The sequence below is a fragment of the Acetitomaculum ruminis DSM 5522 genome, from assembly GCF_900112085.1.
Taxonomy (GTDB): Bacteria; Bacillota; Clostridia; order Lachnospirales; family Lachnospiraceae; genus Acetitomaculum; species Acetitomaculum ruminis.
On the sequence record NZ_FOJY01000002.1, the window covers coordinates 33,378 to 48,995 of the forward strand.

Consider the following 15,618-nt stretch of genomic DNA (forward strand, 5'->3'; position numbering starts at 1 on the left):
ATCAAACAACTTCTCCTATATAATAAAAATCATGGCATTCCACAAGCTTTACATCAACAACATTTCCTATAAGACGCTTTCCACCTTTGAAATGTACAGTAAGATTATTAGCCAGCTTTCCTGTAAGCATAGTAGAATCCTGATTATTAACCTCTTCTGCCAAAACCGGAAGTGTTTGTCCAACTATCTTATTAGCCTGTTTTGAACTTTCCTCTCTAACTAAAGCTAGCAATCTGTCAAATCTGTCATGTACAATATCTTCCGGAACCTGATCAGGCATTTTAGCAGCCCTTGTACCTGTTCTTTTTGAATAAATAAAGGTAAAAGCGCTATCAAAAGAAACTTTTTTCACAACATCCATTGTTTCAAGAAAATCTTCTTCCGTTTCTCCCGGAAATCCTACGATAATATCAGTTGTAATAGATGCATCAGGAATTTCTTTTCTAATTTTTTCAACAAGTAAGAGATAGTCTTCTTTTGTATAGTGACGATTCATGGCTTTAAGTATCCTTGAACTTCCAGATTGTAATGGAAGATGAATATGATGACATATCTTTTTAGAATTTTTGATTACTTCTATAAGATCATCACTAAGGTCTTTCGGGTGTGGAGTCATAAATCTTATTCTTTTTATTTTATCAACTTTTTCAACTTCTTTTAAAAGCTCAGAAAAAGGGATCTTTTCTTCAAAATCATTTCCATAAGAATTTACATTTTGACCTAAAAGCATTATCTCGACAACGCCGTCATTTGCAAGATTTTCGATTTCCTTGATAATCTCATTAACCTGTCTACTTCTTTCTCTTCCCCTAACATAAGGAACAATGCAATAACTACAAAAATTATTACAACCAAACATAATATTTATGCCGGATTTAAAAGGAAACTTTCTTTCCACCGGAAGGTCTTCTACTATTTTATCCGTATCTTTCCATATATCTATAACTGTTGATTCAGCTTTAAATGAATTATACAACAATTCTGGAAATTTATAGATATTATGTGTACCAAAAACTAAATCCACAAAACCATAATCTTTGCGAATTTTTTCAACAACATCCGGTTCCTGCATCATACAACCACAAAGTGCAATTTTTAATTTAGGGTTGTGTTTTTTATTATGAGACATTTTTCCAAGTCGACCATATACCTTTAAATTAGCATTTTCTCTAACAGTACAGGTATTATAAATGACAAAATCAGCCTCATTTTCTTTTTTAGAATCCAGAATTTCATAACCCACTGCCTCTAAAATACCAGTGAGTTTTTCTGAGTCCCTTGCATTCATCTGACATCCAAAAGTCTTGATGCAGGCAGTTAGTTTACCCTTATATTTGTCCTTTAACTGTTCAAGAAGGATTCTTGTTTTTTTAATGAAATAATATTGTCTAAGAGGCTCTGTTTCCGGAGCCTCTATACTAATATCCAGATTTTCAATTTCTTTTTCAAGTAATGTATTATTCAAAATAATTCTCCTATAATCATATAATATCTGATTTAATTAATAAACCCATGTTCGATAAAACGTATATGATTATATAATATTTATTTTATTCTTGCAAGTTGTTTAAGGCCTAATCTGACCATCACCATAAATGATATATTTGTAGGTGGTAAGGGCATCTAATCCCATTGGACCTCTGGCATGAAGTTTTTGAGTACTGATACCGATTTCAGCACCAAATCCGAACTCAAAGCCATCTGTAAAACGCGTTGACGCATTTACATATACAGCAGCTGCATCGACTCTTTCCAAGAATTTTTGAGCATTGGCATAGTCTTTTGTAATAATGGATTCAGAATGACCACTATTATATTTATTTATATGAGAAATAGCTTCATCAATGTTTTCAACCGTTTTTATGGATATTATCAGGTCCAAATACTCTTTTCCCCAATCTTCTTCATCAGCAGCAATTGCATCAGTATAAATATCAAGAACAGTCTTGTCACCTCGAATTTCAACACCTTTTTGCTTAAGAATGTTACATATTACCGGTATTGCTTTTTGTGCTATATTTTTGTGTATTACCAGAGATTCACAGGCATTGCACACACCTGTTCTTTGAGTTTTGGCATTTACTATAATATTTGCTGCCATATCTATATCAGCCGTTTCATCAACATATATGTGACAATTTCCAGTGCCGGTTTCTATTACAGGAATTGTACTGTTTAAAACGACATTTTTTATAAGACCTGCTCCACCTCTTGGTATCAGTACATCTACATAATCATTCATTTTCATAAATCTTGTGGTTGTTTCGTGATCTGTAGCTGTTATGAGATTTATGGCATCAGGATTAATTCCATTTTCCTTTAAAACCCCTCTAATACTATCTACAATAGCAATATTAGAGTTTATTGCATCACTTCCACCCTTTAAAATTACAACATTTCCCGTTTTAAAACATAAACCAAAGGCGTCTGCCGTAACATTTGGACGTGCTTCATATATAATGCCAACTACGCCTAAAGGAACTCTCTTTTTGCCAACCAATAATCCATTAGGGCGTTTTACCATAGAATCTATGCCACCAATAGGGTCATCTAAAGTAGCAATTTGTTTCAGCCCCAAAGCCATATCTTCTATTCTTTTTTTATTAAGGCTAAGTCTGTCAATAAGACTTTGCTTCATTCCCTTATTTACGCCATTTTCAACATCAATCTTATTTTTTTCAATAATTTCATCACTGTTTTTTACCAAAGCATCTGCCGTTTTTCTTAATATATCATTTTTTTCATCTATTCCCAAAATAGATATTTCTTTCAAGGCTTCTTTTGCATTTTCGCATACCTGGTTTAAGTCAAACAATTTGTTCTCTCCCCTCCCGTTTTTTAAACATTTCCTGTCAAGCCATTAATGTCTGGCACATTCTCCTGTATCCCCTTTAAGAATTTGTATTCCATGTAATAAAGAATCCAAAATATATTCAAGGCTTTCTTCAACTGCCTTTGGTGAACCTGGCATATTGACAATAAGGCTTTGTTTTCTGATTCCAGATACTGCTCTTGAGAGCATAGCTCTTTTTGTGATAGTCATTGAATATGCTCTCATTGCTTCTGCTATTCCCATAGCCATTCTGTCACAGACTTCTATGGTAGCTTCAGGGGTAACATCTCTCATAGAAAAACCTGTTCCGCCAGTTGTTAAAATAAGATCAGCTATTTTCTCATCTGCAAGTTTTGTCATTGCAGCTTTTAGCTTTTCCTTATCATCTTCAACAATCTCCATTGAAGTTACCTGATAGCCGGCTTTTTCTACCATTTCTTTAATTTTAGCTCCGCTAAGATCCACTCTTTCACCTCTGCTACCTTTATCCGAGGCTGTTATAATACCTACGGTATATGGTAATTTATAAGTCATCTCATCACCAACTTTTACTTTTCCACCTTTTAAAACTTTTGTAAAAACACCGTTTGTAGGCATTATACAGGTTCCTACCTGCTGCATTATTGCACAGCCTTTATGACATTCTTTACCGATTTGAGTTAACTCAAGTTCTACATCACCAACAAAAAATTTTGTTCCTAATGGAAGATGTATAAAATCTATGCCGGATACCAGAAGATTTTCTCCAAAAGCTCCGTCAGACACTTCAACGCCCTTTTTCTTGAAGTCCTCTCTTCTTTCGTAGCTTAATAATGACACCTGTCTATGCCATTTTCCTGCATGAGCATCATTTTCCAGTCCAAAATCCTCAATAATCATCGCTTCATTGATATTTACTTTTTCAACACCCTTTTTCTCACTTATACAAACTGCTTTAATAGTTCCCATTATTTCTTATCCTCCTTAAAAATGTCCCTTTGTAAAAATGTCTTTTTTATCTCCTCTAAATATTTGTTAAATCTATTATTGCTAACTTTAAATTTAGGGTAGGCAATAATAAATCTTTTTGTAATAAAAGAGTTATTTTTAACCATTGTAATATAATAGCTACTAGTTTTTTCAAGTTTTTCTTTAAATTCCTTTGAATAAAATTCGCTTTTTTCTTTAATGGTATCAAAGGTTTTGGGAATAATTTTTCCTTCTTCAAAGATACTTCCTGCCGTTTCAGAAATGTCATTCACTTTTTCATAGATATTTGCTTTCAATTTTGAAAAATCCATAGCTTCATTTCTGTATGCATCAATTTTCTCACGGAATTCTTTACTGTTTTGATAAACTCTCGTGGACTTAATATAGTCATAAAACTCGCTGATTGTTAATTCCATCTTTGCAAGACGGGATGTAAGATTTATTGTAGCCATAGCTGAAACTGTAAAATCAACGACATAAGCCAGACTTATAATCATTACTGCTTTCTGTCCCGTGGATACGCTATACAAAGCCACAAATCTTACTACAGCGGGTTGTAAAATAAGAAATAATGCCACTGTAAAAAATCCCCAAGCAATTGATGAACTAAGACAAATGCGCCCTTTATAGTTAAATTTTTTTTCACTGTAATCCCACCAGCTGGTTTTAAAAATATTTTCCATTACAGTTCCTGTAAAATATTCAAGTATTGTAGGCACTACAACACCCCCTGCATAAATAAGAATTACATTTCCATCAAGAGGTTTTAATATTAAATAAACTAAAACAGCACCTGCACCATATATGGTACAAAGAGGACCTGTAATAAAACCACGATTTACTATATGTCCCTGTTTTAGAGAAACATAGGTACTCTCAAATACCCAGCCTAAAAAACTATAAATATAAAACCAATTAATTATGTTATATACGGAAACATCCAATATAGTCATATTCCAGATATTAATCACCTGACCTTCTATTTCTTATCAATAATTCTACTATACTAAAATACTATAAAAAATACCAGTCAATTTTAGGAAAATAGTAAAACAATAAATTGTTATAAAAAAAACTATAAAAAATATTGTAGCTACAATATATCCAAGAAATAATGTATAATTATTTTATTAACTGATTACAACTTTAAAAGACAGGGGAATTTTAAAATGGCAACCTTAATTAAAGATTTAAAAATAAATATACAAAGCCCTTTTTTAAACGCAAATTCCAGTGAGAAAATTTTATTTTTTGATATTGAAACAACGGGATTTTCTGCAAAGACATCTAAATTATATCTCATTGGAGGTATATACAGATTCATGGGAAATTGGAAAATTATACAATTTTTTTTAGATTCTGACGAAAATGAAAAAGATTTACTCTATGATTTTATGTCATTTGCATCCGAATATACACTTTTGATAAGCTATAATGGAACGGGATTTGACACCAGATTTTTATGGGAAAAATGCCAATTACTTGATGTAGAATACACTTTGGATAATCTGACCCACTTTGATATTTATAAAGAAATCTCAAGATATAAACCTTTTTTCAAACTAAGCCATATGAAGCAAAAAAACATTGAAGAATTTCTTGGTGTAAATAGAGAGGATCAATTTGATGGTGGCCAGTTAATCCAAAAATACTTTGATTATATTATGACTCCAAATGACGAAGATAAAAAGCTTTTATTACTCCATAATTCCGACGATTTATTTGGAATGATTCAAATACTGTCCATTGTACATTATTCAAAATTTTTCAGCGGAAGCTTCGAAATCAAAAAGTTGTCTATTGATGAATATTCAAATAAAGACGGTGAAGTTCAAAAAGAGGCCTTGTTTGAGCTTTCGCTACACCTTCCATTAGAAAAAAGAATTTCTTTCGGAAATGACATTTTTTATATTACAGCTTCTAAAAAAACAGCATTTATGAAAGTACCTATCCTGAAAGCAGAAATGAAATTTTTCTATCCTAATTACAAAGATTATTACTATCTGCCTCAGGAAGATATGGCAATACATAAAAGTGTTGCATTTTATGTAGATAAAGATTTTAAAACAAAGGCAAAAGCTGCAAATTGCTACGGAAAGAAAAGTGGAGAATTTTTAGTTCAATATGAACAAATTGTTTCTCCTTATTTTAAAAAAGAATATAATGACAAAACTTCATATTTTGAACTTACAAACGAATTTATTAGAAATCCTGCCAAAATAAAAGAATATGTTTTGCATATATTCAAATATCTTTTAAAAAAACAAAGATAAGCCCTATGTAAATAAAAAGCATACGGATTCAGAATAAATCTGAATCCGTACACTTTTTTAGAAACTGTAACTATCCTTTTTGGAAAAAGAATGATTTATATCTTATGTAATTCAACTCTTTATAATTCATAATCTGCTCAGTACTTCCTATAAATAAAAATCCGTCTTTTACAAGAGATTCATTGAATTTTTTATAAATAACCTCTTTGGCCTCCTCAGTAAAGTATATAACAACATTTCTGCAAAGGATGAGATGACACCCGGAAATATAAGAATCCTTTAAAAGATTATGTTCTTTAAACTGTACTCTTCTTTTTATATCCTCTGATATCTGGTAGGAAGATCCTATTTTTGTAAAATATTTGTTTTTCAAGTCTGAGGGAACACCCACCAAACTTTTTTCGCTATAAAGTCCAACTTTAGCCTTTGCTATAACCTGCTTATCAATATCTGTGGCAATAATATTTATGTTATTTAACGGCACAAGCTTTGATAAACACATAACTAATGAATATGGTTCATCTCCCGTAGAACAGGCAGCACTCCATATCTTAAGATTCTTTCCAAATTTTTCAATCAATGCCGGAAAAACCTGTTTCTCCAAAATCTGCCATTGCTCCGGATTTCTATAAAACTCGGAAACATTAATAGTCAAAAAATTTATAAATTCCTCAAAAAGCTCTTTTGAATCTTTCAAGCTTTTTACATAATCAGAATATGTCTTAATTTTATGTTTTGAAATAAGAGAATCTATACGTCTCTTCATTTGTTTTTCTTTATAGCTGTTTAAATCAATCTTAGTAAGTTTATAAACATCCGTCTTAAAGGTTTCGTAATTGTCAGCCATTTATCTGCCTCCCAAACTTGTATTTAGTGTAAAAACCGTATACTATTTTCACCTCAATACACTATATAGAATCTATCGGTGAAAAAAAGCATTTACTTAGTTAAGTGATGCAAAATCCTGCGATGAAAGCTAAAAATAATTATATTTCTCTCTTAAAAATGATAGTTCTGTATTATCCATCAAAAAAGCCAGGAAAAATCTACAACCTGACAAAAAGGCAGGCACAAAGGCCTGCCTTAAAAATTTCAATTAAAATGATTATTCAGCGTCCTCAGCAGGAGCTTCTGGTTTTTTGTCCTGCTCCAATGCTTTCATGCTAAGACTTATCTTCTTATCATCAACATTCAAATCTACAATTTTAACTGTAACTTCCTGTCCGATTGAAAGAACATCTGATGGTTTATCAACATGATCTGTAGAAATCTGTGAAACATGAAGTAAAGCGTCAACACCTGAAACAATCTCTACAAATGCACCAAAGTCTGTCATTCTTGCAACTTTTCCTGTTACAACAGTACCAACTGCATATTTTTCCTCAGCATTAAGCCATGGATTTTCTTCAGGAAATTTAAGGCTAAGAGCAATCTTCTTCTCATTGATTTCTTTAATAAGAACCTTAACTGTATCTCCAACTTTGAAAATCTTCTTTGGATTATCAACTCTTCCCCATGACATTTCTGAGATATGAAGAAGTCCGTCTGCTCCACCTAAATCGATGAAAGCACCAAAATCTGTAACATTTTTAACTGTTCCTTCTACTGTATCTCCTTCATGAATCTTTTCAAGAAGTTCTTTTTGTAATTTTTCTTTTTCTGCAACTAAAAGCTGCTTACGATCTCCAATAATTCTTCTTCTTCTTGGATTGAACTCACTGATAACAAATTCAACTTCCTGACCGTCATATTTTTTGAGATTTTTTTCATATACATCTGATACAAGGCTAGCTGGAATAAATACTCTTGCTTCGTCTACAACAACGCTTAAACCACCGTTCAATACCTGAACAACTTTAGCTTTAAGAACTTCCTTATTATTGAAAGCTTCCTCAAGTCTCTTATTTCCTTTTTCAGCAATAAGTCTCTTATAAGAAAGAGTAACCTGACCTTCACCATCATTAACCTTAATTACTTTACTTTCAATAGGATCTCCAGCTTTAACAACTGTAGTAAGATCTAAATTTGAATCGTTGCTGTATTCATTACGTGTGATAATACCATCTGATTTATAACCGATATTTACAAATATTTCATCTGGCTTTACATCGATAACTGTACCCTCTACAACCTCTCCTGTATGAATTGTTTTGAAATTTTCCTCAATCATTTCATCGAAACTCTTATCTGACATTTCTTTGAACCTCCTCAATAATTTTTTTTGGGGTTGATGCCCCGGCTGTAATACCTACATTATTTGTGGATTCAAAGTTGCTCAAATCCAAGTCATCAAGTGTCTGTATATAGTAAGTATTTGCACATTCTTTTTTACAAATTTCAAATAATTTCTGTGTATTGGAACTATGCTTTCCGCCAATTACAATCATAGCGTCTGCCCTGGATGCTATTTCCCGAGCTTCATCCTGACGTTCTTTTGTGGCACTGCAAATCGTACACATACTCTTAATATAATAATCCATTTTAGAAATAATTTCAACAAATTCTTTAAATTTCTTCTTATTATATGTAGTTTGTGCGACAATGCATATTTTTTTTGGTGATTTTAACAAAAAATTTTCTGCCTCTTCTCTGGAATTTATGATTGTGACATCATTTCCCTCACACCATCCTCTAATTCCCTCAACTTCAGGATGGTCTTTATCACCAATAACTATAATATGGTAGCCTTCTTTGCTTTGTTTTTCAACAATATCATGAATTTTTAATACAAAAGGGCAAGTTGCATCAATAATCGTAACATTTTCTTTTCTTTTAAGCATATCATATATTTCCTTGGAAACGCCATGAGAACGAATTACAACCGTTCCTTTTTCCAGTGAAACAAGCTCTTCGTAATCATCGATTACCTTTACGCCTTTTCTCTCCAGTTCATTAACAACATACTCATTATGAATTATCGGTCCATATGTATAAATCGGCTTGTTTTGCGCATTTTGAACCTGTTCATACACTTTTTTTATTGCTCTTTCTACTCCAAAGCAAAATCCTGCAGTTTTTGCGACTTCAATATTCATCATTTATACCTTTTCTTTGTAAAGAGATATTATATAATCAACTACTTCATCCGGAGTAAGATTATCCGTATTCACTTCAATAGCATCTTCTGCCTTTTTTAAAGGTGATATTTCTCTGTTTTTATCCATTTCATCCCTTTTTGAAATATCTTTTGCTATGTCATCAAGACTGTAGTTTTCTCCCTTTTCTTTAAATTCTTCATAGCGTCTTTTAGCCCTTACATAAACATCTGCCGTAAGATAAATCTTTAAAAATGCATCAGGTAATACATTTGTACCAATATCTCTTCCATCCATGACAAGGTCTTTTTCTTTTGCAAGCTGCCTTTGAAGAAAAGTCATCCTGTCACGAACTTCTTTTACTTTTGAAGTATATGAAGCAGCCATGCTCACATCTGATGTTCTAATAAGTCCATTAACATTTTCCCCGTTTAATATCACCTGTTGTGCTCCGTTTACATATTCAATGGAAACATTTGCACCCTCACATTTTTCGGCTACTTTTTTACTATCCTTAACATCTACGCCCTCTTTTAACATAAAAAGAGCAATGCTTCTATACATAGCACCGGTGTCAACATATATCATATTTAATTTTTTTGCGATAGCTTTTGCTACGGTGCTTTTTCCAGCTCCTGCCGGTCCATCAATTGCAATGTTTTTTCTCATAACAGCCTCCTGTTTTTAAGCATTTTTTCCTGCTGCGTACCCGCTTGACCAGGCTACCTGAAGATTGTATCCACCTGTCAATGCGTCCACATCAAGAACTTCTCCTGCAAAAAACAATCCTTTAATATTTTTGCATTCCATTGTTTTAGGATTAATTTGCGATACCAAAACCCCACCTCTGGTGATAATGGCCTCGTTCATCCCTCTAAGTCCGGTTAATGTAAAAGGAAAATGCTTTAATAATTTAAGAAGTATTAACCTTTCTTCTTTTGTAATTTCATTAACTTTTTTATCCGGATTTATTTTACTTAACTGTATTATTACCGGAATCATTTTTGTCGGAAGCAATCCGCCTAAACTATTTTTAAAGGCTTTGTTTTTTGCTTCTTCAAAGTCTTTTAGCAAACGCCTGTCTAACGCCTTATCATCCAAAGCAGGCTTAAAATCTATAAACATTTTAAGGGATTTTTTCTTTAAAATGTTCCCTATATAGCTGCTGGCCTTAAGTATAATCGGCCCGCTAACTCCAAAATGAGTAAAGAGCATTTCTCCAAATTCTTCATATATCATTTTTTCACCATCATAAATATATGCTGTAATATTTTTTAAAGAAAGTCCCTGTAACTCTTTTACATAATCTTCTTTTGCATTAAAAGGTACAAGAGACGGCTCTGGTTCTTTAACCTCAAGTCCAAATGCCCTTGCAAAATCATATCCGTCACCGCTGGAACCTGTAGATGGGTATGATGCTCCTCCCGTAGCTATAATAACACTTTCCGAAATATATTTTTTCCCATTATCATCTTTTATGTAAAATAAATCTTCTTCTTTTTTTATGGAAACAATATTAGTGTTATATACTATTTTCACCTTATTTTCAGATAATACCTTCGTTAAGCAGCGGATAATGTCGGATGCTTTATCTGATACAGGAAATACTCTGTTTCCTCTTTCAATCTTTGAAGGTACACCGTTGCTTTCAAAAAAATCAAAAACATCATAATTGTTAAAAGCAGAAAATGAACTGTACATAAATTTTGAATTACTAATAATGGAAGAAAGAATTGTTTCCCTGTCAGAAAAGTTAGTATAATTACATCTTCCTTTTCCGGTTATGTAAATTTTTTTTCCTGCTTTTTCATTCTTTTCCAATATAGTGATATTGTCAAATTTATTTTGTAAAGATGCCGAATAGGCGGCCATCATTCCGGCAGCTCCTGCACCTACTATTATAAGATTCATATGTCAGATTTCCTCCGGATTCTTATATTGATTAACAAATGAAGGATCAAAATAATCTATTTCATCACTTTCATATACCTGATATTCTTCCCAGATTTTTTCCAGATTCTCAAGATTTTCTACTACTTCATCTTGTTTTTTCATACATAATGCAACGATTAAAGCATTTATCAAGCTTAATGGGGCTACTAATGAATCTACAATACCTACCATATCACTTTTGGCTAAAAGATTACAGGAAGAATAAAGATTCATAGGTGAATATACGCTGTCAGTAAGAGTAATTACTTTGGCACGACGATTATTTGCAAATTCAAGTGCTTTAAGAGTTCGCATGGAATATCGTGGAAAACTTATACCAATTATAACATCTTCTTCATTTATTCTAATCATCTGTTCAAATATTTCACTGGGAGAACTGGTTTTTAACAACACCACATTATCAAAAATAAGATTCAGATAAAAATTTAAAAATTCTGCTAAAGGGGAGCAACTTCTGATACCGATTATGTATATCTTTTTTGCATTTGAAATAATATCTACTGCTGTATTAAAAGCTTTCCTGTCAATATTATCTATTGTATGTTTTATCTTTTCAGAATCGGAATGGAGAACTGAATCTACTATTTCTGACTGAGTAATCCGTCCATAGGTTACTTCCATTCTTTGTATGGAATTCAGCTTGTTTTTAACCATCTCTTCTAAGGCTTTTTGAAACTGAGGGTAACCCTTATAACCAAGCTGAGTAGCAAATCTTACTACAGTAGATTCACTTACTCCTATTACTTTTCCAAGTTTTGAAGCAGTTAAAAAAACCGCTTTATCATAATTATCTATAATGTATGTGGCTATTTTCTTTTGTCCTTTGCTAAGACTGCTGAAGTTTCGATTTACACGACTAAGCAGTCCATTCGAATTTTCCATATATCCTCCAATGAATTTATGCATTTTTTAAAGTCTGATTTTAAAAATAATATGCAACAAACTAACCGGAAAACATTTCTAAGAAACATTTTCCGGTCGTAAAACTTCGCATAAATTATATATAATTATCTTTGAAAAATCAACATTTTTTTCTTACTGCATATCTTCAAGGCATGCGTTTAATTTTTCCATTTTAGCTTCTGCGGTATAAATAAGCTCACTACATTCTTTTAATTCTTTTTCTATGTCTATATCGCGTATATCAAGCTTTTTTTCATTGTCATCATAAAGAGACTTATACAAAAGATCATGCTCCAAACTTGCCCACAAATCCATAGACAAGGTGCGTAGCTGTAATTCAACCGGAACCATTTGTTTTTTATTCATAAAATAAACCGGAACTCTTATGGTCATATGTAAACTCCTGTAACCGTTTTTTTTAGGTTGAGCAATGTAATCCTTTATTTCCATGATATAAATATCATCCTGAGCCATCAGTCTGTCTCTGATTAAATATACATCTTTAATATATGGGCAAATCACTCTTATTCCTGCAATATCAAATATGTTATTGCAAGCAGCTGTAAGAGTCAATGCAAGGCTCTTTTTTTGTAATTTTCCTAAAATACTTGATGCTGATTTTAAACGAGTGTCAATATGGTGGATAGGTACACGAAGCTTCCTGTACTTAAATTCGTCTTTTATTATTTCAAGTCTGGCAGTTGTAGCAGACATTGCAGCAGAATACATCCTTAAAATAGGATCCATTGTTGCTGAAAACTGATCTGTAATATCTGCTATATATTCCATGTCGTCGTTAACTGTGGTATTGGCCGGTACCAGGGCGGTTACCTCAATATTATTCTCAACTTTTTTATAAGAAGCTTTATTTCTTCTGGTTAATTTCTTTAAAGATCTGCTTATCATTTTATTCCTCACTATTTTTTACCTGATGAATATTCTTTATATCAGGCTTTATTTCTCATAAATACATCTAACTATACAACACTTATTCATACACCTTTATTTTACAAAAAATGTATAAACAAATGGTGGGCTAATTCTTAAAATATTATTAAGATGTATGGCAAAAAATATTAAACCTGCAAATAAGCTGATTTTTACTGGGGAAAAATATAGAAATGGAAAAGCCCGGCTAAACCGGGCTTCCCTAGGATAATAAGAAAAATATTTTGAAAAAAATACCTTTAAGCTAATTCATGAGTAACATCTTGCGAATTATTACCCGTTTCTCATTCTTGCTAAGTTTAAAATAGCACTCAATTGTCACACAATGGTCACATTGATTATTAATTATTGAAATTTATTTTTATTTGATTCTTTTTCTCATCTAATAGCCTTAAGATATCACATTATTGATTAAATTGTTTTTCTTTTAATTTTTAAGGATTTAAATCTAAAAACAATAGATTCTGTACATATTTCTATGATATACTCATAAAGCAGTATATCATAATAGGAGTAAAAAAATTGAGAATAGCTATAGTTGATGATGAAACAATTTATTCAGATTGTTTAAAGAAAATTCTTCTGGATTTTTCAAACAAGTACGGTAGAAATTTTGAAATTTTTACCTACGAATCCGGAGAAGATTTTGTTGACACTTTGGAAACAAAAGAATATTCCTTTGTTTTTATGGATATTTACATGAAAAAAATAAACGGCATAGAAGCTGCCACTACCATGAGAAGCAAAGGTCATAACAGTATTTTGGTTTTTCTTACAACCAGCACTGAATTTATGCCCCAGGCCTTTTCCTGTCACGCTTTTGAGTATATTACAAAGCCTTTTGATGCAGAAAGGGTTGAAAAAGTATTAAAAGATGCATTAAAGGTAATACCGGAGGAAAGTGTCTATATAACTTTAAATGTTTCCGGAATGGACATAAAAATCCTTTTAGAGGATATTTATTCTGTTTTAAGTGATGCTCATTATCTGGATTTTCACACTAAAAACGGTAAGGTTTTAAGATGTCGTATGACCGGAAAGCAGTTTTTAAATCTAATTGATAATGACGAAAGATTTTTAGCAATAAACAGAGGAATTATTGTAAATATGGATAAAATAAGCGAGATTAAAGAAGGAACGATTGCAATGGAGGGCGGGGATGTTTATCCTGTACAAATCAAAAATTCTTCTAAAATAATACAGGCAATTCAGGATTATAATTTTGCCAAAATCAGAAAACGTCAAAAAAGGGGGAATATATCTTGAATATGACGCTATACTGGGAAACCTTTTCCAGTTACCTGATATTAATTCCCAGCGCCATAATATGTTACCTTCCCTTGAAGGGTCTTTTGGTCTATCCGCTGAAAAAAATAATGCTTACTATACTTTTAACATTAAGTATATATATTCCTATAGCAAGCTATTTAGAAGTAAAATATATGATTAACGGAAATATGTTTCTTATTGCTTCACTGGTATTCTTTTTTTATATGTATTACAAAACCACGACAATAGACATATTCAAGGCTTTATGTGTATTTATGACGGCAACGGTTTCCATGGCTTTTGCATCTTCTCTTTCTTGTATAGTTGATGCAATTTATAATCCTACAAGTGGCTATGATATATTCAGTCTTGAGGGCTTTGCAACTCAATATGTGATTGCAATTATTGAAACTGTTTTATTAATATGGCCTTTAGGTCAGAAAATGAATTATCTTCTGCGCAAATTAAACAGTAGAAAAATCTGGCTTACTATTTTGGGATTTCCAATAATATCCCTTATGCTGGCCATATTTACCACACCAAAGCATTATCATACCCTATATACAGGAAAAGTTTTTTTAAGTTTTATTATAGTTACAATTGCTAATATATTAATTACCGTATATGCCTATGTATTTTCATATAATATTGCCAAAACTCTCTTAAGCAGAGCCGAACTTGAAGAGAAAAACAGATTTCTTGAAATGCAGTCATCCTCCTATAAAAGATTACAGGATTATATGGAGCAGACAAAAAAATTAAGACATGATTTTAAACATTCTGTACATGCTATGTCTACCATGGCTAAGAATGAAGAATATGATTCTTTGAAAGATTACATTAACAATTACGAAAAGGAATTATCAACCTATACAACCATAATTTTTTGTAAAAATTCCGCATTAAATGCTGTTTTTCAATATTATTATCAGCTGGCAAAGGATAAGAACATCGAGGTAAACTGGTCTCTTGATTTTCCTGATCCTCTAAATTTTCTTGAAATAGACTTGTGCTCTCTTTTAGGAAATATTATGGAAAATGCCATAGCCGGCTGTGAAACAGTACCTGAAAGTGAAAGATTTTTTTCAATCTCTGTAGAGGTAGCCAATACAAATTATCTTTATATAGTCTCTACCAATAGTTTTGATGGAAAAATCAGAAAAAAAGGAAATAAATTTCTCACCACCAAAAGAAGTGGCAATGGAATAGGAATTTCCTCAATGGAAAGTATAGCCCAAAAATATGAGGGCAATCTTAAAATATTCACAGACAAGAATGAATTTAATGTTGATGTTATTTTAAAAACCAAATTATAATCAGCAAAAAAAGCTACCCTCAAGAGTAGAGTAGCTTTTTTTAGAGATTTTTGAGACTTTGTTAAATAATTATATTATTTCGGCAAGATGATAATAACATATTCAAGAACAAAGTTCAT

At 31.9% G+C, this 15,618-nt stretch carries 14 protein-coding genes; 3 read left to right on the forward strand and 11 right to left on the reverse strand.

The window, feature by feature from the left end; all coding sequences use genetic code 11:
- Position 1: 1 nt before the first annotated feature.
- From miaB to BM153_RS01350, 4 genes are all read right to left on the reverse strand, one after another.
- Positions 2-1,465, reverse strand: coding sequence for a tRNA (N6-isopentenyl adenosine(37)-C2)-methylthiotransferase MiaB (gene miaB / locus BM153_RS01335; protein ID WP_242949048.1), 1,464 nt, complete (start codon positions 1,463-1,465; stop codon positions 2-4).
- 102 nt (positions 1,466-1,567) lie between these two features.
- A complete protein-coding gene (locus tag BM153_RS01340) occupies positions 1,568-2,815 on the reverse strand; it encodes a glutamate-5-semialdehyde dehydrogenase (protein WP_092869989.1) in 1,248 nt (415 codons plus the stop codon).
- Between the two features lie 45 nt (positions 2,816-2,860).
- Positions 2,861-3,781, reverse strand: coding sequence for an MOSC domain-containing protein (locus BM153_RS01345; RefSeq protein ID WP_092869990.1), 921 nt, complete (start codon positions 3,779-3,781; stop codon positions 2,861-2,863).
- Complete coding sequence (locus tag BM153_RS01350) at positions 3,781-4,773, reverse strand: putative ABC transporter permease (RefSeq protein WP_092869991.1); 993 nt, start codon at positions 4,771-4,773, stop codon at positions 3,781-3,783. Before BM153_RS01350 ends, BM153_RS01345 begins: the two co-directional genes overlap by 1 nt.
- A 198-nt stretch (positions 4,774-4,971) precedes the next feature.
- On the opposite strand from BM153_RS01350, the gene BM153_RS01355 reads away from it, so the two are divergent.
- Positions 4,972-6,075 (forward strand): ribonuclease H-like domain-containing protein, encoded by a 1,104-nt coding sequence (locus BM153_RS01355; protein ID WP_092869992.1) that lies wholly within the window; start codon positions 4,972-4,974, stop codon positions 6,073-6,075.
- Positions 6,076-6,145: 70 nt separating this feature from the next.
- Here the strand turns inward: BM153_RS01355 and BM153_RS01360 are convergent, their stop codons facing one another.
- From BM153_RS01360 to BM153_RS01390, 7 genes are all read right to left on the reverse strand, one after another.
- Positions 6,146-6,922 (reverse strand): CheR family methyltransferase, encoded by a 777-nt coding sequence (locus BM153_RS01360; RefSeq protein ID WP_092869993.1) that lies wholly within the window; start codon positions 6,920-6,922, stop codon positions 6,146-6,148.
- Positions 6,923-7,180: 258 nt separating this feature from the next.
- A complete protein-coding gene (gene rpsA / locus BM153_RS01365) occupies positions 7,181-8,269 on the reverse strand; it encodes a 30S ribosomal protein S1 (RefSeq protein WP_092869994.1) in 1,089 nt (362 codons plus the stop codon).
- Positions 8,259-9,110 carry a 4-hydroxy-3-methylbut-2-enyl diphosphate reductase gene (gene ispH / locus BM153_RS01370; RefSeq protein WP_092870351.1) on the reverse strand — a complete coding sequence of 284 codons (852 nt, stop codon included), beginning with the start codon at positions 9,108-9,110 and terminating at the stop codon, positions 8,259-8,261. Before ispH ends, rpsA begins: the two co-directional genes overlap by 11 nt.
- Positions 9,111-9,113: 3 nt before the next feature.
- Entirely contained in the window at positions 9,114-9,779 is a 666-nt protein-coding gene (gene cmk, locus BM153_RS01375) for a (d)CMP kinase (protein WP_092869995.1), read from the reverse strand.
- 15 nt (positions 9,780-9,794) lie between these two features.
- A complete protein-coding gene (locus BM153_RS01380) occupies positions 9,795-11,021 on the reverse strand; it encodes a BaiN/RdsA family NAD(P)/FAD-dependent oxidoreductase (protein ID WP_092869997.1) in 1,227 nt (408 codons plus the stop codon).
- 3 nt (positions 11,022-11,024) lie between these two features.
- On the reverse strand, positions 11,025-11,945 hold the full coding sequence (locus BM153_RS01385) for a MurR/RpiR family transcriptional regulator (protein WP_092869999.1): 921 nt from the start codon (positions 11,943-11,945) through the stop codon (positions 11,025-11,027).
- A 153-nt stretch (positions 11,946-12,098) separates the two neighbouring features.
- Positions 12,099-12,872, reverse strand: coding sequence for a GTP pyrophosphokinase (locus BM153_RS01390; RefSeq protein WP_092870001.1), 774 nt, complete (start codon positions 12,870-12,872; stop codon positions 12,099-12,101).
- Between the two features lie 564 nt (positions 12,873-13,436).
- Between BM153_RS01390 and BM153_RS01395 the strand changes: the two genes are divergently transcribed.
- Together BM153_RS01395 and BM153_RS01400 are read left to right on the forward strand one after the other, a co-directional pair.
- A complete protein-coding gene (locus BM153_RS01395; RefSeq protein ID WP_092870003.1) occupies positions 13,437-14,180 on the forward strand; it encodes a LytR/AlgR family response regulator transcription factor in 744 nt (247 codons plus the stop codon).
- A 176-nt stretch (positions 14,181-14,356) separates the two neighbouring features.
- A complete protein-coding gene (locus BM153_RS01400; RefSeq protein ID WP_177205530.1) occupies positions 14,357-15,499 on the forward strand; it encodes a sensor histidine kinase in 1,143 nt (380 codons plus the stop codon).
- The last annotated feature ends 119 nt before the right edge of the window (positions 15,500-15,618 follow it).